This window comes from Streptomyces calvus, from assembly GCF_006782915.1.
GTDB lineage: Bacteria > Actinomycetota > Actinomycetes > Streptomycetales > Streptomycetaceae > Streptomyces > Streptomyces calvus.
The window spans coordinates 80,975-101,290 of the sequence record NZ_VCNP01000054.1 but is presented as its reverse complement, the minus strand read 5'-3'; the positions used below and the strand labels follow the sequence as shown (position 1 = coordinate 101,290).

Annotated in this window: 16 protein-coding genes; 3 read left to right on the top strand and 13 right to left on the bottom strand. The window is 72.2% G+C overall.

Annotated features, from left to right (window positions below; all coding sequences use genetic code 11):
• Window positions 1-35: 35 nt before the first annotated feature.
• Window positions 36-2,318: an ABC transporter permease gene (locus FGW31_RS26615; protein WP_142196068.1), complete on the top strand. Its 2,283-nt coding sequence runs from the start codon at window positions 36-38 to the stop codon at window positions 2,316-2,318.
• 33 nt (window positions 2,319-2,351) lie between these two features.
• Here FGW31_RS26615 and FGW31_RS26610 read toward each other — a convergent pair whose 3' ends face one another.
• The 12 genes from FGW31_RS26610 to uvrC all read right to left on the bottom strand — a co-directional run bounded on the left by FGW31_RS26610 (window position 2,352) and on the right by uvrC (window position 17,658).
• Window positions 2,352-3,305 carry a hypothetical protein gene (locus FGW31_RS26610; protein WP_142196067.1) on the bottom strand — a complete coding sequence of 318 codons (954 nt, stop codon included), beginning with the start codon at window positions 3,303-3,305 and terminating at the stop codon, window positions 2,352-2,354.
• A gap of 90 nt (window positions 3,306-3,395) precedes the next feature.
• Entirely contained in the window at window positions 3,396-5,048 is a 1,653-nt protein-coding gene (gene pgi / locus FGW31_RS26605) for a glucose-6-phosphate isomerase (protein WP_142196066.1), read from the bottom strand.
• Between the two features lie 122 nt (window positions 5,049-5,170).
• The gene (locus tag FGW31_RS26600) at window positions 5,171-5,506 is read right to left on the bottom strand and encodes an RNA polymerase-binding protein RbpA (RefSeq protein ID WP_093836171.1); all 336 of its coding nucleotides are present in this window, start codon (window positions 5,504-5,506) and stop codon (window positions 5,171-5,173) included.
• Window positions 5,507-5,724: 218 nt separating this feature from the next.
• The gene (gene secG / locus FGW31_RS26595) at window positions 5,725-5,955 is read right to left on the bottom strand and encodes a preprotein translocase subunit SecG (RefSeq protein WP_048456966.1); all 231 of its coding nucleotides are present in this window, start codon (window positions 5,953-5,955) and stop codon (window positions 5,725-5,727) included.
• A gap of 101 nt (window positions 5,956-6,056) precedes the next feature.
• Window positions 6,057-6,833, bottom strand: a complete 777-nt coding sequence (gene tpiA / locus FGW31_RS26590) for a triose-phosphate isomerase (protein WP_142196065.1) — start codon at window positions 6,831-6,833, stop codon at window positions 6,057-6,059.
• 6 nt (window positions 6,834-6,839) lie between these two features.
• Window positions 6,840-8,051 (bottom strand): phosphoglycerate kinase, encoded by a 1,212-nt coding sequence (locus FGW31_RS26585; RefSeq protein WP_142196064.1) that lies wholly within the window; start codon window positions 8,049-8,051, stop codon window positions 6,840-6,842.
• Window positions 8,052-8,197: 146 nt separating this feature from the next.
• Complete coding sequence (gene gap, locus FGW31_RS26580; protein ID WP_142196063.1) at window positions 8,198-9,205, bottom strand: type I glyceraldehyde-3-phosphate dehydrogenase; 1,008 nt, start codon at window positions 9,203-9,205, stop codon at window positions 8,198-8,200.
• Between the two features lie 225 nt (window positions 9,206-9,430).
• Entirely contained in the window at window positions 9,431-12,385 is a 2,955-nt protein-coding gene (locus FGW31_RS26575; protein ID WP_142196062.1) for a M14 family metallopeptidase, read from the bottom strand.
• A 146-nt stretch (window positions 12,386-12,531) separates the two neighbouring features.
• Complete coding sequence (gene whiA / locus FGW31_RS26570) at window positions 12,532-13,521, bottom strand: DNA-binding protein WhiA (protein ID WP_142196061.1); 990 nt, start codon at window positions 13,519-13,521, stop codon at window positions 12,532-12,534.
• Window positions 13,512-14,579 (bottom strand): gluconeogenesis factor YvcK family protein, encoded by a 1,068-nt coding sequence (locus tag FGW31_RS26565; protein WP_142196060.1) that lies wholly within the window; start codon window positions 14,577-14,579, stop codon window positions 13,512-13,514. The genes whiA and FGW31_RS26565 overlap by 10 nt, the downstream gene beginning before the upstream one ends.
• Complete coding sequence (rapZ, locus tag FGW31_RS26560; RefSeq protein ID WP_142196059.1) at window positions 14,576-15,574, bottom strand: RNase adapter RapZ; 999 nt, start codon at window positions 15,572-15,574, stop codon at window positions 14,576-14,578. Before rapZ ends, FGW31_RS26565 begins: the two co-directional genes overlap by 4 nt.
• Entirely contained in the window at window positions 15,571-17,658 is a 2,088-nt protein-coding gene (gene uvrC, locus FGW31_RS26555; protein WP_142196058.1) for an excinuclease ABC subunit UvrC, read from the bottom strand. Before uvrC ends, rapZ begins: the two co-directional genes overlap by 4 nt.
• Window positions 17,659-18,345: 687 nt before the next feature.
• Here uvrC and FGW31_RS35125 point away from each other — a divergent pair.
• Together FGW31_RS35125 and FGW31_RS26550 are read left to right on the top strand one after the other, a co-directional pair.
• Window positions 18,346-18,507, top strand: a complete 162-nt coding sequence (locus FGW31_RS35125; protein ID WP_167530125.1) for a hypothetical protein — start codon at window positions 18,346-18,348, stop codon at window positions 18,505-18,507.
• A 274-nt stretch (window positions 18,508-18,781) separates the two neighbouring features.
• A complete protein-coding gene (locus FGW31_RS26550) occupies window positions 18,782-19,729 on the top strand; it encodes a hypothetical protein (protein ID WP_142196057.1) in 948 nt (315 codons plus the stop codon).
• A 33-nt stretch (window positions 19,730-19,762) separates the two neighbouring features.
• Here the strand turns inward: FGW31_RS26550 and FGW31_RS26545 are convergent, their stop codons facing one another.
• On the bottom strand, window positions 19,763-20,182 hold the full coding sequence (locus FGW31_RS26545) for a Rieske (2Fe-2S) protein (protein WP_142196056.1): 420 nt from the start codon (window positions 20,180-20,182) through the stop codon (window positions 19,763-19,765).
• Window positions 20,183-20,316: the final 134 nt, after the last annotated feature.

Genomic DNA, 20,316 nt, shown 5'->3' with positions numbered 1-20,316 from the left:
GTGAACGACCGCCCCGCGCGGAAGGGCTGAGGCCGGTGCGAGCGACGCTGCGCTGGGCGCACTCCGATCTGCGGACGCACCGCGGCGAGGCGCTGTTCCTGGTGCTCGCCACCGCGGGCATCGTCGCCTCGCTGCTGCTGGCCACGGCCCTGTTCGGCTATGCGACCAACCCCTGGCAGCGGGTCTTCACCCAGGCGCACGGCGCGCACGTCACGCTGCACACCACCGCCTCCGCCGACGCGGGCAGGCTGGCCGACCTGGACGGCGTGGACGCGGTCGCCGGCCCCTACCCGACCTCCTCGCTCACCCTCGCCTCGCGGGCCGGCCGGGCCTCCGCCGAACTGCGCGGCACCTCCGCCCGGCCCGAGGTGGGCCGCCCGCTGCTCGCCTCCGGGCGCTGGCTGGACCCGGCCACCCCCGACGGCGTCGTCCTGGAGAGCCGGCTCGCCCGCGCGCTGCTGACGGCGCCCGGTGACACGCTCACCGTGCCCGGCACCGCCCGCCGGCTGACCGTCGTGGGCGTCGCCGACAGTGCCGAGCCGCGCTACCGGCCGGGTGAGCGCAGCGGCCTGGTGTGGGCCCTGCCGTCGGCCGTGGCGGCCCCGGACGGCCAGGTGGTCGGGCTGCGGCTGACCGACCCGGGCGACACCGGGTACGCCGTGCAGCGGGCGGTGACCGAGCTGGGCGCCGGGGCGATCGGCGAGGTCGCCACCTGGCAGCAGGCCCGCGCCGAGGCACAGGGCGACAACCGGCTGCTCGGCCAGGTGCTCGGGCTGTTCGGCCTGGGCGCGCTGGTCGCCGCCGGGTTCGCCGTGCACGGGGCGATCGCCACCCGGATCCGGGGGCATCTGCGGGACATCTCCATCCTCAAGGCGATCGGCTTCACGCCCGGCCAGGTCGTGCGGGTCTTCCTCATCCAGCACCTGCTCTACGCGCTGCTCGGCGCTGTGGCCGCCGCAGTGCTCACCGAGGCGCTGGGCAGCGGGGTGCCGGGGCGGCTCGGCGACGCGGTCGCCGTGTGGCAGGGGCTGCCCGGGCACACGGTGGCGCTGTTCGTGGTGCCGGTGGCGGCGGTGCTGTTCATCGGTGCGACCACGGGACTGGCCGCCTGGCGTGCGGGCCGGGTGCCGCCGGTGCCGGTGCCGCGTCCGGCGGCGGCACCGGCCGGCCGGCTGACCGGTGTGGCGCGGCGGGCGCTGGGCGCGCGGGTGCCGCCGGCGCTGGTCCTGGGCTGGCACAAGGCGTTCACGCGCCGCCCTCGTGCCCTGGGCGCGGTGGCCAGGCTGGCGCTGCCGCTGCTGCTGATCGTCGTGGCGCTCAGCGCGTGGACCACCATCGACCGCTTCCACAGCAACCCCGAGCGGATGGGTCTGCCCACGGCGCTCAGCGTGCGCGCGGACGCCTCGCTGAGCGACCGGGAGACCCGCGCCCTGCTGGAGCGGGATCCGCAGGTCGCCGCCGCCCATCCGGGTGTGGAGGTGGCCGCGCTGGTGCCCGGCCAGACCGCCACCATCGCGCTGCGCGGCCTCGGCACCCGGCAGGAACCGTATCCGTTCACGCTGGCCGAGGGCCGGGCCGCGCGCGGTCCGGACGAGGCGGTGGCCGGGCAGGGGCTGCTGGACCTGCTGCACGTCGAGGTGGGCGACTGGGTGCGGATGACCGTGGGCGACCAGCCGCAGATCCTGCACATCGTCGGGCGCAGCATCGAGCCGGAGAACGCCGGCCGGGTCATCTCCACCTCGCTCGACACGCTGCGCGCCAACGATCCGCAGTTGCGGCCGAGCCTCTACCAGCTCCGCCTGGAGCCCGGGGCCGACCCGGGTGCGGTCGCCGCGCGGCTGGCCGGGGCGGGCCGCGGCCACCTGGACGTGCACACCGTGGCCAATCCGGCCGACGGGCTGTCACCGCTGCGCGCGGTCGTGCTCGGGCTGGTCGCGATCCTCGCCCTGATCGGGCTGATCGAGCTGCTGACGGCGATCGGCGGCACGGTCCGCGAGGGCGAGCGGGACCTGCTGGCGCTCAAGGCCATCGGTCTGTCCCCGCGGCAGATCACCGCCGTCACGGTCACGGCCACCGCCGCCACGGCCTTCGCGGCCGTCCTGCTGGCCATGGCCCTGGGGCTGCCGCTGGCGCACTGGCTGATCGACGCCCAGGGCCGGTCGAGCGGTATCGGCGCCGGCATCGCCCGGGGCCCCTCCCCCGCGATCCTGGTGCTGCTCGGCACGGCCGCCGTGCTGGGCGCCGCCGCGCTCGCCGCGCTCCCGGCCGCGCGCGCCGCCCGGCGGCGTCTGGCGGACACGCTGAGCGCGGTGGCCTGAGTCCCGTCCCGGCCGGTCGGCCGTCCGGGCCGGTCAGCTGCCGTAGGGGCGCTGCGGCGGCGGGTTGTACGGCGGCTGCGGGTGCGCGACGTACGGGTTGCCGGCGCCGGGCGCGTACGGGTTGCCGCCGCCGGGCGCGTACGGCTGGCCGTAGGGGTTGCCCTGCGGCGGGAGGTACGGCAGTCCGGTCGTGGGCGGCATCGGCGGGTGACCGGGGAGCGGCGGGAGGCCCGGGATCGGCGGGAGGCTCGCCGGGTGGGCGCCGAGCCGGATGCCGTAGCGGCGCTTCAGCCGGCCCATCTCCACCAGGGCGATCGCGGTGACCGTGACCGGGGCGCCCAGGATGAAGACGACGCCCATGGTGAGGCTGAGTCCGTGCAGGTCACCGGTGACGAGGTCGGGAATGGCCATCAGCCAGCTGGTCACCGTGGCGAGCAGGGCGGGCAGGCAGCGGTGCACGGCGGCCGTGCCGAAGAAGTTGCCGGAGACCCGCACGGCTCCGTAGGCCACGAAGATGAGCATCCACATCATCGTCAGGCCCGCGCCCATGATCACGGCGAAGTTGCCGCCCGCCGAGTTCGTCGTCTGCACCAGCAACACCAGGGCGACGACGCAGCCGACGAACAGCAGCAGCAGTTTCAGGGCGTTGAACAGCGGCACTCTCAACTGCCGTGCCGTGCCGGTGCGCCGCCACACGAAGAGCATCACGCCGACCGTCATCGGGGTGAGGAACAGCAGCACCACCGAGGCGGTCAGCGCGTTCTCCAGCAGCTCCGTGACGGCGAATCCGCCCTCGACGAAGGTGTAGACACCCAGCGAGGCCACCGCGCCCGCGATGATCCGGAAGCGCTTGAGCCGCTCGATCTTCGGGTCGAGCGAATCGGGGATCCACGCCGGGTGGAACACCGCCTGCGCGAAGTGATGGGGCATCAGAACGGACTTGGGGGTCAAGCCACCGCCGGTCCAACTCCCACGCGTACGTGCCACCTTGTGCTCCCCCGAGCGCTCGCTGTGATGAACGCCGTGGATTCTACGGGAAGCGGACGGCGTGCTGCCGTCCGCTTTCCCGTGGCGGCCTCACTGCCGTCCGCGCAGCTCCCGGTACGTGGCGACCAGCGCCGTCGTGGAGGCGTCCAGGCCGGGCACCTTGGCGCCTTCGGTGAGGGCGGGCTCGACGCGCTTGGCGAGGACCTTGCCGAGTTCGACGCCCCACTGGTCGAAGGAGTCGATGTTCCAGACCGCGCCCTGCACGAACACCTTGTGCTCGTAGAGCGCGACGAGCTGGCCGAGCACCGACGGCGTCAGCTCCCGCGCCAGGATCGTGGTGGTGGGGTGGTTGCCCTTGAACGTCTTGTGCGGGACCAGTTCCTCCGGCACGCCTTCGCCGCGTACCTCGTCCGGGGTCTTGCCGAAGGCCAGCGCCTGCGTCTGGGCGAAGAAGTTGGCCATCAGCAGGTCGTGCTGCGCCTTGAGTCCGTCGCTCAGCTCGGCGACCGGCTCGGCGAAGCCGATGAAGTCGGCGGGGATCAGCTTGGTGCCCTGGTGGATCAACTGGTAGTAGGCGTCCTGCCCGTGCGTGCCCGGCGTGCCCCCCACCCCCGGCCCCGTCTGCCACTCCACCTCGCGCCCGCCCCGGCCGACGTACTTGCCGTTGGACTCCATGTCGAGCTGCTGGAGGGAGGCGGTGAACTTCGACAGGTAGTGCGCGTACGGCAGCACCGCGTGCGACTGCGCGTCGAAGAAGTTGTTGTACCAGATGCCCAGCAGGCCCAGCAGCAGCGGGACGTTGGCCTCGGCGGGCGCGGGGCGGAAGTGTTCGTCGACGATGCGGAAGCCGTCGAGCATCTCACGGAAGCGGTCCGGGCCGATGGCGATCATCAGGGACAGGCCGATCGCCGAGTCGTAGGAGTAGCGTCCCCCGTCCCAGTCCCAGAACTCGAACATATTGGCCGTGTCGATGCCGAAGTCGGCGACCTTGCCGGCGTTGGTCGACAGGGCGACGAAGTGGCGGGCGACGGCGGCCTCGTCCCCCAGGGCGTCCAGCAGCCACGTGCGCGCGGAGGGGGCGTTGGTGACCGTCTCGATGGTGGTGAACGTCCTCGAGGCGACGATGAACAGCGTCTCGGCCGGGTCGAGGTCACGGGTGGCCTCGTGCAGGGCGGCGCCGTCCACGTTGGACACGAACCGGAAGGTCAGGTCGCGCGCGGTGTAGGGGCGCAGCTCCTCGTACGCCATCGCGGGGCCCAGGTCGGGGCCGCCGATGCCGATGTTGACGACGTGGCGGATGCGCCGGCCGGTGTGGCCGGTCCCCTCGCCGGAACGGACCCGCTCGGCGAAGGCGGCCATCCGGTCCAGCACCGCGGGCACGGCCGGCACCACGTTCTCACCGTCCACCTCGACCACCGCCTCACGCGGCGCGCGCAGCGCCGTGTGCAGCACGGCCCGGTCCTCGGTGGTGTTGATCCGCTCCCCGCGGAACATCGCGTCCCGCAGCCCGAACACATCGGTCGCCGCGGCCAGCTCCCGCAGCAGCGCCAGCGTCCCGTCGGTGACCAGGTGCTTGGAGTAGTCGACGTACAGGTCACCGACGCGGAGGGTGTACGCGGTGCCGCGGCCGGGGTCGGCGGCGAACAGCTCGCGCAGCCGCACCTCGCCGAGCTCCTCACGGTGCTTGGCCAGAGCGGTCCACTCGGGCGTCTGGTTGAGCCTGATACGGCCGTCTGCGTTCATCTCGGACTTCAGCCTTCTTCCTTGGTGTCCCCGCTGTCCCGGCTGTTCCCAACCTAATTGATCAGCGGTGAACGAGAAGAAGACTGAAGGCGACAGAAGGAGACCGCCGGGGCAGGAAGGTGTTAGATCTCGCCCCGCAGCTTGGCGAGCGCCTCGGCGAGGATCGCCTCGCCGTCCGCGTCGCTGCGCCGCTCGCGCACATAGGCGAGGTGCGTCTTGTACGGCTCGGTGCGCGGCGGGTCCGGCGGGTTGTCGGGGTCCTGTCCGGCCGGAAAGCCGCAGCGGGGGCAGTCCCAGGTGTCGGGCACCTGCGCGTCGCTGGCGAAGCTCGGCTGTGTCTCGTGCCCGTTGGAGCACCAGAAGGAGATGCGCAGCCGCGGCGCGGACTCGCCGCGCTCGGCCTCGCCCATCGGCCCCGCCCCGACCCGGCTTCCCCGAATCGCGTTGCCACTTGCCACGGTCGTAACTCCCTGCGTGATGGTGCAGCGAAGCGAGTCGGCGTACCGCTTCGCTGCGAGCGCCTCAGTCTACGTAAGGCCCAACGCGCGTCCAGTGATGGGAGTTACCTCCCCCGCAGCCAGACGCAAGCCCCATGATAGGCCGCGCTCAGCTGCGCGTACCGAACATGGGGCCTTACGTGGGGAATGCGTGGGAATGCGGGTGATCATGCCCTCGGTCAGTTGTTCATCTTCATCATGATGCCGAGCACGACGATGCACGCGAACCACAGCAGACCGATCACGACGGTGATCCGGTCGAGGTTGCGCTCGGCGACCGAGGAGCCGCCGACGGAGGACTGCATGCCACCACCGAACATGTCGGAGAGGCCGCCGCCCTTTCCCTTGTGCATCAGCACCAGCAGCATCAGCAGCAGGCTGAAGACGATCAGGGCGATGGAGAACCCCAGAACCACGGCTGGACCAACTTCCTCGGATGCGGATGGACGACGCGGGGCCCAGCACACTGCTGGACCCCGCAAGGGTACGACGGATCGCCGCTAGCGCATACTCACTGGTCGCGGAAACGAACGATCTTGACGAACTCGTCGGCGTCCAGCGAGGCGCCGCCGACCAGCGCGCCGTCGATGTCGGCCTGCGCCATGATCTCCGCGACGTTGCCGGACTTGACCGAGCCGCCGTACTGGATGCGGACCTTGTCGGCCAGCTCCTGCGAGTACAGCTCGGCGAGCTTGCCGCGGATGGCGGCGCAGACCTCCTGCGCGTCCGCGGCACCGCAGACCTTGCCGGTGCCGATGGCCCACACGGGCTCGTAGGCGATGACGATCGTCTCGGCCTGCTCGGCCGGGAGGTCCTTCAGACCGCCCTCGACCTGGGCGAGGGTGTGCGCGACGTGGTTGCCCGCCTCGCGGACCTCCAGCTCCTCGCCGACGCAGAGGATGGGGGTGATGCCGTGCTTGTAGGCGGCCTTCACCTTCGCGTTGACGATCTCGTCGGTCTCGGCGTGGTACTGGCGGCGCTCGGAGTGGCCGATCGCCACGTAGGTGCACTTCAGCTTGGCCAGCATGGGGCCGGAGATCTCGCCGGTGAAGGCACCGCCGTCGTGCGCCGAGATGTCCTGGGCGCCGTACTTGATCCTCAGCTTGTCGCCGTCGACCAGGGTCTGCACGGAGCGCAGGTCGGTGAAGGGCGGCAGGACGGCGACCTCGACGGCCTCGTAGTCCTTGTCGGCCAGGGCGAAGGCGAGCTTCTGGACGTGGGCGATGGCCTCGAGGTGGTTGAGGTTCATCTTCCAGTTGCCCGCCATCAGCGGCGTACGGGTGGTCATTGAGGGTCAGTCCTCCAGTGCGGCGAGGCCGGGGAGCGTCTTGCCCTCGAGGTATTCGAGGGAGGCGCCGCCGCCGGTCGAGATGTGGCCGAATGCCTGCTCGTCGAAGCCCAGGGTACGGACCGCGGCGGCGGAGTCGCCGCCACCCACCACGGTGAAGCCCGGGGAGTCGATGAGGGCCTGGGCGACCGCCTTGGTGCCCTCGGCGTAGTCGGGGTGCTCGAAGACGCCCATCGGGCCGTTCCAGAAGACGGTGGCGGCGTCGGCGAGCTTCGAGGCGTACAGCTTGCGGGTCTCCGGACCGATGTCCAGGCCCTCCTGGTCGGCCGGGATGGCGTCCGCGGCGACGGTGGTGGGGTGGGTCGCGGCCTTGGCCTTCAGGTCGGGGAACTCCCCGGAGACCAGCGTGTCGACCGGCAGGACCAGCTCGACCCCGTTCTTCTCGGCGCGCTCCAGGTACTCCTGGACGGCCGGGATCTGGTCCTCCTGCAGCAGGGACTTGCCGATCTCGTAGCCCTTGGCCTTGAGGAAGGTGTACGCCATGCCGCCGCCGATGAGGAGCCGGTCGGCCTTGCCGAGCAGCTGGTCGATCACGGCGAGCTTGTCGGAGACCTTCGCGCCGCCGAGGGCGACGACGTAGGGGCGCTTGACGTCGTCGGTGAGCTTGCGCAGCACGCCGACCTCGGTGGCGATGAGGTGACCGGCGTAGTGCGGCAGGCGGGCCGGCAGGTCGAAGACCGAGGCGTGCTTGCGGTGCACGGCACCGAATCCGTCGCCCACGTAGACGTCGGCGAGGGCGGCGAGACGGTCGGCGAACGCGCCGCGCTCGGCGTCGTCCTTGCTGGTCTCGCCGGCGTTGAAGCGCAGGTTCTCGATGACCGCGACCTGTCCGTCGGCCAGGCCGGCGACGGTGGCGCCGGCGGACTCGCCGACCGTGTCGGTCGCGAAGGCCACGTCGCTGCCGAGGAGTTCACCGAGGCGCGCGGCCGCGGGGGCGAGCGAGAAGGCGGGGTCCGGGGCGCCCTTGGGGCGGCCCAGGTGCGAGGCGACGACCACGCGGGCGCCCGCGTCGGCGAGGGCCTTCACGGTGGGCAGCACGGCGCGGATGCGGCCGTCGTCGGTGATGGTGGTGCCGTCCAGCGGCACGTTGAGGTCGGCGCGGACGAAGACCCGCTTGCCCGCGACACCTTCGGAGAGGAGTTCGTCGATCGTCTTCATAGGGGCTCCCTGGCTTGAGCTCGTGTTCGCTCGTGATCGCTCGTGATCGAAAGAGGGCGACCGTTCCGATACGTGCGTCAGGGCTCGGCCGGCGCGTTGCCGCACCGGCCGAGCCCTGCACTCATATCAGGCTGCCTGCTCCGCGATCAGAGCTGGTTGCCCACGAAGACCGTCAGGTCGACGAGGCGGTTGCTGTAGCCCCACTCGTTGTCGTACCAGCCGATGACCTTCACGTTCTTGCCCTCCTGGACCATGGTCAGGGAGGAGTCGAAGGTGCAGGACGCCGGGGCGTTGACGATGTCGGAGGAGACGATCGCGTCCTCGGTGTACTCGAGGTAGCCCTTCAGCTCGCCCTCGGCGGCCTTCTGGAAGGCGGCGTTGACCTCTTCCTTGGTGACCTCGCGGGAGAGCTCCACGACCAGGTCGGTGACCGAGCCGGTCGGGACCGGGACGCGCATGGCCATGCCGTCCAGCTTGCCCTTGAGCTGCGGCAGCACCAGGGCGGTGGCCTTCGCGGCGCCCGTGGTGGTCGGGATGATGTTCTCGGCGGCGGCACGCGCGCGGCGCAGGTCCTTGTGCGGGAAGTCCAGGATGCGCTGGTCGTTCGTGTACGCGTGCACCGTCGTCATCAGGCCCTTGACGATGCCGAAGTTCTCGTCGAGCACCTTCGCCATCGGCGCCACGCAGTTGGTGGTGCAGGAGGCGTTGGAGATGACGTGGTGGTTCGCCGGGTCGTACTGCTCGTGGTTGACGCCCATGACGAGGGTGATGTCCTCGTTCTTGGCGGGCGCGGAGATGATGACCTTCTTGGCGCCGCCGGCGATGTGCTTCTCGGCGTCTTCCTTCTTCGTGAAGATGCCGGTCGACTCGATGACGATGTCGACGCCCAGCTCGCCCCACGGGATGTCGGCGGGGTTGCGCTCGGAGAGCACCTTGATCGTCTTGTCGCCGACGGTGATCGTGTCGGCGGTGTGGGAGACCTCCTGCTTGAGGCGGCCCAGGATGGTGTCGTACTTCAGCAGGTGCGCAGTGGTCGCCGTGTCACCCAGGTCGTTGACGGCCACGATCTCGATGTCGGCGCCCTGCTCCAGCAGTGCGCGGAAGTAGTTGCGACCGATGCGGCCAAACCCGTTGATGCCTACGCGGATCGTCACGAACCGATCTCCTCGTTGGTGCGCCGGCTCTGTGCCGGCGAGCTGTGTTTGGGATGTCCCCGACCACTGTCGACCCTACCTCTCCGGGGCCCGGGCCGTGACATCGAGATGCCCGGTACCCGGCGCGGCGGTCCGTACCCGTCGGTAGGGTGCGGACCGCCCGGACCGGCGGGCCCTTGTCACTCCTTTTCGCTACGGATCGTCAGCCCTAGTTGACGTCGGGTGTCACCCGTCGAGGGCCGCCAGGGCCTTGCGCAGCAGGGCGGAGCGGTCGGCCGGGGAGGACAGGTGCTCCAGGCCGAAGCCCAGCAGCACGGTGTCGTCGGTGGTGACCGCGCCGTGGGTCCGGAACAGCGCCCCGGTGCGGGTCCAGTCCTTCAGGACGGCCGGGCTGCCGGCGGGCGGTCCGGGGGTCCGCCAGACGCCGAGGGAGGTCTCGAAGCCCTCGGTCCCGGTGGCCGTGCCGCCGACGACCAGGGTGGCCTCGTCGGCGAGGACGCCGCGGCCGCCGCTGCCCGGGTCGGTGACGTAGGCGATCGAGACCTCGACCGTCTTCCCGGCGTAGGCGCTCAGGTCGAACCCGACCTGCCGCCAGCCGCCGGAGGAGCCGGTGAGGGCGTTCCAGGAGCCGCTGGTGCCGGTCGCGGCGCAGCCGTCGTCGGACAGGGTCAGGTAGTGCTCCAGCCAGGGGTGCCCGCCGACGTAGAAGCCGGCCGCGCATTCGCTCGGCACGGTGGTGCGGGTCGCGCCGCCCGTCTCCGGCAGGGTCGTCCAGTCCTCGGCGCCCACGGTGTGCGCCTCCACGACGACGTGGTCGTAGCCGGGCTCGGTGTCCCACAGGAGCTGGGTGCGCAGGGCGGACCGGTCGGCCGCGTCGATTCCGGTGAGGTCGACGGTGCGGGTGAGGCGCTTGTACCCGTCGTCGGTGTGGACGGCGGCGGCCATGTACGAGCCGGCGTAGGGGGCGTACGGCCCGGCCGTCCCCGGGTACTGGCCGGCGCCGGCGCTCGCGAACCGCGGGTGGGTGTCGGCGGGCAGTTCGTCGGAGGTGACGCCGTAGCTGCCGGCCTCGTCCAGCGGGTTGCCGGGCGCGTCGCCCAGCGGGCCGGTGAAGCCGTCCAGCGCGCCGGAGCCGGTGAACGCGGTGACCCCGGGCGCGGAGGTGCGCGAGTAGGCGCCCAGGTAGTACTGGCCGAAGTCGTCGGACACGGCGCCGCCGCCGAGGTCGACGCCGCCGCCGGCCCGCTCGCCCGCCTCGATCAGCCGGCCGCCCTCGTTGAGGAAGGCGCGCAGCTGCAGCTGGGTGGCGACGCCGGGCGTGCCGGCGCCGGTGTAGTGGACGACCGTGTCGAAGTGGCCGAGCACGCCCAGCGCGTCGGGAGCGCCCCGCTCGGCGACGTCCCAGACGGCCGCCTTCCGGCCGCTCGCCCGCAACGCGTCGACGTACGTCCCGGCGTGCGCGGCCTTCGCGCCCTCCTCGGCGACGACGAGGACGTCCGCGCGGGGCCGTTCGGCGACGGTGTAGGTGAAGTGCTCACTGGAGACGTCGCGGCCGTTCGCGCTCTCGCCGGTGAACCACACCTCGACCGTGTCGCCGGGCCCGCCGTGCTCCACCTCGGCCCGGTACTCGTCGAAGTACAGGTTGTCGTCGCCGCCGTACCGCTCGCCGCCCTGCCAGGGTTCGAGGTCCCTCTCGTGCGTGCGGCCGCCGTTGACGCGGTACTTCAGCTCCTTGTCGCGCACCGACCTGCGCACGACGACGGAGACCTCCTGGTCGCCGCCGCGCGCGTACGAGGTGCCGAAGGCCGCCGGGGTGAAGTTGGCCGCCTCCAGGCCGACCGCGGAGGACGGACGGTCGGGATGGGCGGCGCTCTCGGCCACGGAGAGCGCGAACAGGACGTTCTTGGCGAACTCCTGCTGGATCAGCTTCTCGTCGTCGGGGAAGGTGAAGCCCGACCGGCAGTCGCGGGCGTTCCACTCGTCGTCCGGGTCGAGGTCGGAGACGGTCTGGCAGGTCGACATCTCGGGGGTGAACATCGCCATGCCGTTGACGTTGGCCGCGTGGCCGTCCGCCTCGCCGTTGGTGGTGTACAGCTCGGAGGAGAGCTGCGGGTGGTAACCGGGGATCGCGGAGTTGCCGGGTGTTCCGGCGAGGGCCCGGTAGAGGACGTCGTCGGGGGTGGGCGTGGCCACCTGCCAGCCGACTCCGTAGAGGAGGAGTTCGGCGGCGGAGTGGTAGTTGATGCCGTAGGTGAAGCCGATGCGCTTCTGGAAGGCGTCGATCGCCTTGGTCTCGGGCTCGGAGCCGGGACCCGCGCCGCGGTAGGTCTGGCTGGTGGGGTGCGGGGAGGAGCCCTCGTCGTCGTAGCCCCACTTGTAGGGGAAGTTCCGGTTGAGGTCGACGCCGTCGCCGGTGCCGATGGCGCCGTCGCCGTTGACGTCGCGCAGGTTCTTGCGCCACAGGCGGTTGTCGTCGTCGGCGAAGGTGTAGTCGTAGCCGTCGGGGTTGGCCGACAGGACGAACCACAGCTCGGTGGTGTCGACGATCTTCTTGATGCGCCGGTCGGTGCGGTAGGAGTCCAGGTAGTGGTGCATCAGCCGCCGCGTCATCTCCGGCGTGATCCACTCCCGGGCGTGCTGGTTGGACAGGTACAGGACGGCGGGCTTCGAGCCGTCCTTCGTGGTCCTGGCCTTCTTGGTGAGTTTCAGGGCGAGGATGTCCTGGCCGTTGATCGTCCTGCCGATGGAGACGACCTTGGTGAGGCCGGGGTGTTCCCGCGCGGTGCGCAGGATCTCCTCCTTGAGGCCGCCCTTGCTGCTGTACGGGCGGAAGACGCCGTCCGCTGCGTCCTCGACGCGGGCCCGGGCGCGGGCGGGCACGGTGTGCTCGGTGAGGTCGACGCCCTGGCCCTCCAGCTTCCTGGCCTGTCCGTCGGTGAGGTGGACCTCGACGGTGGCCGTTCCCTCGGCGGGCACGCGCTCGCCGAGTTCGTGGCCGTCCTGCCCCGCCGCCAGCAGCAGGGGCACCTGCTTCCGGGTGACCTCCGCGTGGAAGACCTTGACCTCGTCGGTCTCCGCGGCCGCGGGGCCGGCGGGTCGTGCCTGGGCGACGGGTGCGATGCTCGCTCCGCCGATCAGGAGCGCGCCGGCGGCGAGGACGGATCTCGCTGTATGTCTCATGAACCCCCCTGGTGTGGGTCCGCCACAGCAGCGAACGAATGCCAGGCTCATGACACTGCATGATCGAGTCAAGGGCGCGTCCACGACACGCGAAGAACGGCGCCGACCACCCGAGTGGGCGTCGGCGCCGGCCTGCTGAGCGTCCGTCAGCCGGCGAGGTTGTCGGCCAGTTCCTCGCTGAGGTTGGCCTCCGTGCCGGGGATCCCGAGATCGGCGGCCCGCTTGTCGGCCATGGCGAGCAGCCGGCGGATACGGCCGGCCACCGCGTCCTTGGTGAGCGGCGGGTCGGCGAGCGCGCCCAGTTCCTCCAGGGACGCCTGCTTGTGCTCCATGCGCAGCCGGCCGGCCGCGGCGAGGTGCTCGGGCACGTCGTCGCCGAGGATCTCCAGGGCGCGCTGGACGCGGGCGCCGGCGGCGACGGCCGCGCGGGCGGAGCGGCGCAGGTTGGCGTCGTCGAAGTTGGCCAGCCGGTTCGCCGTGGCGCGCACCTCGCGGCGCATCCGGCGCTCCTCCCAGGCCAGCACCGACTCGTGGGCGCCGAGCCGGGTGAGCAGGGCGCCGATGGCGTCGCCGTCACGGACCACGACCCGGTCCACGCCGCGCACCTCGCGCGCCTTCGCGCCGATCGACAGCCGGCGGGCGGCACCGACCAGGGCGAGCGCGGCCTCGGGGCCGGGACAGGTCACTTCCAGGGAGGAGGAGCGGCCGGGCTCGGTGAGGGAGCCGTGCGCCAGGAACGCGCCGCGCCAGGCCGCCTCGGCGTCGCAGGTGGCCCCCGAGACCACCTGCGGGGGCAGGCCGCGGATCGGGCGGCCCCGGCCGTCCACCAGGCCGGTCTGCCGGGCCAGCTGGTCACCGCCCGCGACCACCCGGACGACGTAGCGCGAGCCGCGGCGCAGCCCGCCCGGAGCCATCACGATCAGCTCGGAGCTGTGGCCGAAGATCTCCAGGATGTCGCGCTTGAGGCGGCGGGCCGCCATCGCGGTGTCCAGCTCCGCCTCGATCACGATGCGCCCGCTCACCAGGTGGAGGCCGCCGGCGAACCGCAGGACGGCGGAGACCTCCGCCTTTCTGCAGCAGGTCCGGGTGACGGGGAGCCGGGAGATCTCGTCCTTCACCGCTGCCGTCATCGCCATGGGCCGATCCTTCCATGCATCCGAAAAATACGGTCGTACGCGGCGGCCAACAGCTCCGGGTCGTGCCGGGGGCTTCCGTCGGGCCGGGCCACCGGCGCCAGCTCGACCGCGGCGCCCAGCCGCTTGGCGGCATCGGTCAGCGAGTCGCGGTCGGGCACGGCGGCCTCGTCGGCCAGCACCACGTCCAGGGCGAGTTTAGGGGCGTGTCGTCCCAAAACCTCCACATGACGCTGCGGGGAGAAGCCCTCGGTTTCTCCTGGCTGCGGGGCGAGGTTCAGCGAGAGTACCCGGCGTGCCTTCGTCGCGATGAGGGCGTCCAGCAGTTCGGGCACGAGCAGGTGCGGGATGACCGAGGAGAACCAGGATCCGGGACCGAGCACGACCCAGTCCGCGTCGAGGACCGCCTCCACCGCCTCGGGGACGGCCGGCGGGTCGTTCGGCACGAGGTGGACGGACTGCACCTCGCCGGGGGTGAGGGCGACGGTCGCCTGCCCGCGCACGGTGTCGACCTCGTCGGGCCGCTCCGGGTCGTGGCCCTTGACCAGGGCCTGGAGCTCCAGCGGGACCGCGGACATGGGCAGCACCCGTCCCTGCGCGCCGAGCAGCCGGCCGACCAGGTCGAGCGCCTGCACATGGTCGCCGAGCTGCTCCCACAGCGCGACGATCAGCAGATTGCCGACCGCGTGCTCGTGCAGGTCGCCCCGGGACTGGAAGCGGTGCTGGATGACCCGGGCCCAGGTCTGGCCCCAGTCGTCGTCGCCGCACAGCGCGGCCAGCGCCTTGCGCAGGTCGCCGGGGGGCAGCACCCCCAGTTCGTCGCGCAGGCGCCCGCTGGAGCCGCCGTCGTCGGCCACCGTGACGACGGCGGTCAGGTCGCCGGTGATGCGGCGCAGCGCGGCCAGCGAGGCGGACAGGCCCATTCCGCCGCCGAGCGCGACCACCTTGGGCTGGGCGCCCCGGCGGCGCGGTCGCGCGCCGCGGGACTCGACCGGCCGCCCGGCCCGTCCTTCGGGGACCGCCCTGCGCAGCCGGCTCAGCCGCGGAGTACGTGGTGTCATTCCCGTCCCATGTCCCGGTGGACGACCACCGTCTCCACACCCTCGGCGACCAGCCGGGCGGCGAGCTTCTCCGACATGGCGACCGAGCGGTGCTTTCCGCCGGTGCAGCCGACGGCGATGGTCACATAGCGCTTGCCCTCACGACGGTAGCCCGCGGCGATCATGCGCAGCAGCTCGGCGTACCGGTCGAGGAACTCCTTGGCGCCGGGCTGGTTGAAGACGTAGGAGGCCACCTCCTCGTTGAGACCGGTGAAGGGGCGCAGCTCGGGGACCCAGTGCGGGTTGGGCAGGAAGCGCATGTCCACGACCAGGTCGGCGTCGACGGGCAGGCCGTACTTGAAGCCGAAGGACATGACGGTGGCCCGCAGCTCGGGCTCCTCCTCGCCGGCGAACTGCGCGTGCATCTTGGCGCGCAGCTCGTGCACGTTGAGGCCGGAGGTGTCGATCACCAGGTCCGCGTCGCCGCGCAGTTCGCGCAGCAGCGTCCGTTCGGCGGCGATGCCGTCGACGATGCGGCCGTCGCCCTGGAGGGGGTGCGGGCGGCGCACCGACTCGAAGCGGCGCACCAGCGCGTCGTCGGAGGACTCCAGGAAGACCGTGCGCCGGGTGACGCCGCGGGCGTCGAGGTCGGCGAGGGACTCGCGGAGGTTGTCGAAGAAGCGCCGGCCGCGGACGTCGACCACGACGGCGATCCGCGCCACGTTGCCCTGGGAGCGGGCGCCGAGCTCCACCATGGTGGGGATCAGCGCGGGCGGCAGGTTGTCCACGACGAACCAGCCGAGGTCCTCCAGACACTTCGCGGCCGTCGAGCGGCCGGCCCCGGACATGCCGGAGATGATCACCAGCTCGGGGATGCCCGCCTCGGGCACCGAGCCGTTGTCCTTGCCCGTCTTCACCTGTGCTCCGTCGTCCTGGCCGGGGCCGGTGGCGTCCCCGCCGGTCTCCTGCGGTGCTCCGGCCCGCTCCGCCGCGGGTCCACTCTCGTGCTCGCTCATCGCTCCTGCCCCCGTCGTTCGTCCGGGGCGCCCGTGGGCACGGGCTCCCCTGGAGAACCCGTACTGTCCGCGGGTTCTTCCGTGTCATCCATGATCTCGCCCGTCGCCGTGTTCACGGCGGGGGCGGCGGGTGCCGCCCGGGCGAGGGCCGCGACGATCGTCTCGGCCGTCTTGCGACCTATGCCCGGAACGTCACAGATCTGATCGATTGTCGCCGATCGCAGCTTCTTCAACGACCCGAAGTGTTTGATCAGTGCCTGCCTGCGCGTGTCGCCGAGGCCGGGCACGTCGTCCAGCGGGCTGGACCGGAAGCGCTTGGCGCGCTTGGCGCGCTGATAGGTGATCGCGAAGCGGTGGGCCTCGTCACGGACCCGCTGGAGCAGGTAGAGGCCCTCGCTGGTGCGGGGCAGGACCACCGGGTCGTCGTCGCCGGGCAGCCAGACCTCCTCCAGCCGCTTGGCGAGGCCGCACACCGCGATGTCGTCGATGCCGAGTTCGTCGAGCGCCCGCCGGGCCGCCGCGACCTGGGGGGCGCCGCCGTCGACCACGACGAGCTGGGGCGGGTAGGCGAAGCGCTTGGGCCGGCCGTCGTCCTCGGTGAGGGTGCTCGCCGGGGGCTCGGTGAGACCGTCGGGGGCCGTGCCCTCGGCGCCGTCCCGGCCGTCGGTCCACTCCCCCGTCCGCTCCTTCTCCGCCAGGTACCGGCGGAATCTGCGGGTGATGACCTCGTGCATGGAGCGGACGTCGTCCTGTCCCGCGAATCCCTTGATCTGGAAGCGGCGGTATTCGCTCTTGCGGGCCAGTCCGTCCTCGAAGACGACCATGGACGCCACCACGTCGTCGCCCTGGAGGTGCGAGATGTCGTAGCACTCGATCCTGAGCGGGGCGCTGTCCAGGCCTAGGGCGTCGCTGATCTCCTCCAGCGCGCGTGAGCGCGTGGTGAGGTCGGAGGCGCGCTTGGTCTTGTGCAGCACGAGCGCCTGCTGGGCGTTGCGCTCCACGGTCTCCATCAGGGCCTTCTTGTCGCCGCGCTGCGGGATGCGCAGGGAGACGCCTGAGCCGCGCCGCCCGGTGAGCCACTGCTGGACCGGCTCGACCGGGTCGGGCAGGGCGGGGACCAGGACCTCGCGGGGCACGGCGTCGCCGCTCTCCTCGCCGTAGAGCTGCTGCAGGGCGTGCTCGACGAGGGCGCCGGTGGTGATCTCCTCGACCTTGTCGGTGACCCAGCCGCGCTGGCCGCGCACGCGTCCGCCGCGGACGTGGAAGATCTGCACGGCAGCCTCCAGCTCGTCCTCGGCGACCGCGATCAGATCGGCGTCGGTCGCGTCGGCGAGCACGACCGCGTTCTTCTCCATGGCCTTCTTCAGGGCGCCTATGTCGTCGCGCAGGCGGGCGGCCCGCTCGTACTCCATGTCCTCGGCCGCCTCGGTCATCTGCTTCTCCAGCCGGCGGAGGTAGGTGCCGGTGCGGCCGGCCATGAAGTCGCAGAACTCCTCGGCCAGTTCGCGGTGGTCCTCGGCGGAGACGCGGTCCACGCAGGGCGCCGAGCACTTGCCGATGTACCCGAGCAGACAGGGGCGGCCGGTGCGGGCGGCGTTCTTGAAGACGCCGGCCGAGCAGGTGCGGACGGGGAAGACGCGCAGCAGCAGGTCCACGGTGTCGCGGATCGCCCAGGCGTGGGCGTACGGGCCGAAGTAGCGCACGCCCTTCTTCTTGTGACCGCGCATCACCTGCACGCGCGGGAACTCCTCGTTCATCGTCACCGCGAGGTACGGGTAGCTCTTGTCGTCGCGGTACTTGACGTTGAACCGGGGGTCGTACTCCTTGATCCAGGAGTACTCCAGCTGGAGCGCCTCCACCTCCGTGGACACCACCGTCCACTCCACGGAGGCGGCCGTGGTGACCATGGAGCGGGTGCGCGGGTGCAGCCCGGCCAGGTCCTGGAAGTAGTTCGCCAGGCGCTGGCGCAGGCTCTTCGCCTTTCCGACGTAGATCACCCGGCGGTGCTCGTCGCGGAACCGGTAGACCCCCGGTGAGTCGGGGATCTCACCCGGTTTGGGGCGGTAGCTGGAGGGGTCGGCCATGTCTCACACCCTACTGGCGGGCACCGACACCGCGGCGGCCCTGTGGACGACGGGGCCGGGCGGGTTCCGGTCCTGGCGGGCGGCGGCGTCCCGGTCCGGCGGGCGGGCGGCGACAGGCCCGGCGGGCGGTGGTGCGAGGAGCCGCCGGGGCGGGCCGCCGAGGCGCGACGGAGTGGCCCTGCGAAGTCCACCGGTGGGCGGTCCTCCGGGGCGCGATGGGGCGGTCGCGCGAGGTTCGGTGGGCTGTCCTTAGAGGCCCGGCGGGATGGTCCTGCGAGGGCCGGTGAGCGGTCCTCCCAGGCGTGACGGGGCGGTCGCGCGAGGTTCGGTGGGCGGGCCGCCGAAGCGCGGCGGGATGGTCCTGCGAGGGCCGGTGGGCGGCCCTTAGAGGCCAGGCGGGATGGTCCTGCGAGGGCCGGTGGGCGGCCCTTAGAGGCCAGGCGGGATGGTCCTGCGAGGGCTGGTGAGCGGTCCTCCCGGGCGCGACGGGACGGTCGCGCGAGGGCCGGTGGACGGGCCTCCCGGGCGTGACGGGGCGGTCGCGCGGAGGCCGGTCGGCGGTCGCGCGCGTGATCGTGTGGCGGCCGGATGGGTTACGGCGGGCGGGAAGCGGGAAGGTGGGGGGTCCGTCCCTCGGGCGAGCGGCGGACGGTCACGAGGACCTTCACGAGTCGGAGGGCTGGTCGGATGCGACAGACACGGATCGAGAAACCACGACGCCCGGCCCGGGCCCGCCGGTACGCGCAGGAGAGGGCCGCGATCATCGACTCCCTCGACCCGCGCGATCCCGACATCGTGCGCGCCAAGCGCCTGCGGCAGCGGGAACAGGACACGGCCGGCGACTCCTAGGAACCGGCCTCACTCAGGACGAAAACCGCATCACGGTACGGGCCGCGGGGCCGTACCGGCCTCCACGGCCGGTACGGCCCCGCCGGTGTGTGGCGGTGTGGGGCCGACAGGTGTTGTCGGGACTTGGTCAACACGCTTCAATGCGGGGGAACTCCGGGCCCTGAACGACGGCGTACGGATGTGAAGGCTCCGCCGCGCCGACGGTGGCGGCTCCCGGGTGACCCGCGCGGAACGGTCCGACCAGCCGTTGTGGACATCACAGAAAGGCCCCTGCATGCCGCACGCCACACAGCACGCGGACGCCGCCACCACGGAACTGGACTCGGTCCTGCGCGGCGGCCCTTTCCACGTCGCCCTGCGCGCCGCGATCGCCGCGCGGGGGCTGCCGTTGCAGCGGGTGCAGCACCATCTGTCGCGCCGCGGCGTGAAGGTCGGTGTCACGAGCCTGAGTTACTGGCAGCAGGGCGCGCGCCGCCCGCAGCGCCCGGAGTCGCTGCGCGCCGTACGGGCGCTGGAGGAGATCCTGCAGCTGCCCGAGGAGTCGCTGATCCGGCTGCTCGTCGAGCCGGACGAGCGCACGGGGCACCACCGGTCCACCGGCCGGTCCCACCACTCCCTGGTGGAGGCCTCGGGCGTACTGCAAGGACTGCTCGCCGAGTTCGGCACGCCGCGCGACGGCGGGCTGCACAGCCTGGCGCACCACGAGCGGGTGCGGATCGGGCCGCGCCGCGAGCTGGCGGAGCGCGAGTCGCACCACATAGTGCGCGCGCACCGGGACGGCGGCGACCGTTATGTGGCCGTCCACCACGGCGACCCCGGATCCGCGCCGGAGCGGATGACCGTGCACGCCCTGGAGAACTGCCGGACGGGGCGGGTGCGTTGGCACCAGGACACCGGTGTGCTCGTGGCGGAACTGCTCTTCGACACCCGGCTGCGCGCCGGGGACACCTTCCTCTTCCGCTATGCCGTCGAGGACGGCACGGCCGGGGTGTCGCACGAGTACCTGCACGGCACCGACTCCCCCGGTGGCCAGTACGCGCTCCAGGTGTGCTTCGGTTCCGGGACGCTCCCGGTGCGCTGCCACCGGTTCACCCAGCAGTCGGCGGCGGCCCCGCGCAGCGGCCACCAGGAGCTGGCGCTCAGTGGACGGCACCGCTCGGTGCACCTGGTGGAACCGCGTGTGCGGTCGGGGTACGTGGGGATCGCCTGGGACTGGGACTGAGCGGCGGGCACCGACCGCGGCCGGCCGGGGCGGTCAGACCTCCGGCTTCGCGGTGATCGTGCCGTTCTTCACCTCGACGGACAGCGCCATCAGGGGCGCCACGGCCGGCTCGCGCAGCACCTTGCCGGTGGTGGCGTCGAACTCGCTGCCGTGACAGGGGCAGATCAGTTTCGTCCCCTCCAGCTTGTTGATGGGGCACCGCGCGTGCGTGCAGACGGTGCTGTACGCCGTGAGGGCGCCGTCCTCGCCGCGGCTGACCACGACGTTGTGTTCCCGGTACAGCTTCGCGCCACCCCGCGGCACCTCGCTCTCGGCGCCGAGCTCCACCGGGCCGGTCGGCCGCGCGGGCCCGTCCTCCGGGGGCGCGCAGGCGGCGAGCGCCAGTCCGGCGACGGGTGTGAGGGCGACGCCCCGCAGGACGGTACGGCGGCTCGCGGCGGGGCGGGCGGGCATGAGGGGCTCCACGGGGTCGGACGGCGGTGCGGTCGGGTGTGCGCGGGGTGCGGCGCTGCGCCGGCCGCGCACAACCGGACATCCGGGGACGATACCGAGGTCGTCTCGGGCGGCTGCGGGTGGGGGCGGGGCGG

Excerpts from the sequence above, each read along its gene's own strand:
- pgi (WP_142196066.1), bottom strand. The coding sequence starts at position 5,048 with ATGAACGCAGACGGCCGTATCAGGCTCAACCAGACGCCCGAGTGGACC.
- tpiA (WP_142196065.1), bottom strand. The coding sequence starts at position 6,833 with ATGACCACCCGTACGCCGCTGATGGCGGGCAACTGGAAGATGAACCTC.
- FGW31_RS26585 (WP_142196064.1), bottom strand. The coding sequence starts at position 8,051 with ATGAAGACGATCGACGAACTCCTCTCCGAAGGTGTCGCGGGCAAGCGG.
- FGW31_RS26575 (WP_142196062.1), bottom strand. The coding sequence starts at position 12,385 with ATGAGACATACAGCGAGATCCGTCCTCGCCGCCGGCGCGCTCCTGATC.
- whiA (WP_142196061.1), bottom strand. The coding sequence starts at position 13,521 with ATGGCGATGACGGCAGCGGTGAAGGACGAGATCTCCCGGCTCCCCGTC.
- FGW31_RS26565 (WP_142196060.1), bottom strand. The coding sequence starts at position 14,579 with ATGACACCACGTACTCCGCGGCTGAGCCGGCTGCGCAGGGCGGTCCCC.
- rapZ (WP_142196059.1), bottom strand. The coding sequence starts at position 15,574 with ATGAGCGAGCACGAGAGTGGACCCGCGGCGGAGCGGGCCGGAGCACCG.
- uvrC (WP_142196058.1), bottom strand. The coding sequence starts at position 17,658 with ATGGCCGACCCCTCCAGCTACCGCCCCAAACCGGGTGAGATCCCCGAC.
- FGW31_RS35125 (WP_167530125.1), top strand. The coding sequence starts at position 18,346 with ATGCGACAGACACGGATCGAGAAACCACGACGCCCGGCCCGGGCCCGC.
- FGW31_RS26550 (WP_142196057.1), top strand. The coding sequence starts at position 18,782 with ATGCCGCACGCCACACAGCACGCGGACGCCGCCACCACGGAACTGGAC.
- FGW31_RS26545 (WP_142196056.1), bottom strand. The coding sequence starts at position 20,182 with ATGCCCGCCCGCCCCGCCGCGAGCCGCCGTACCGTCCTGCGGGGCGTC.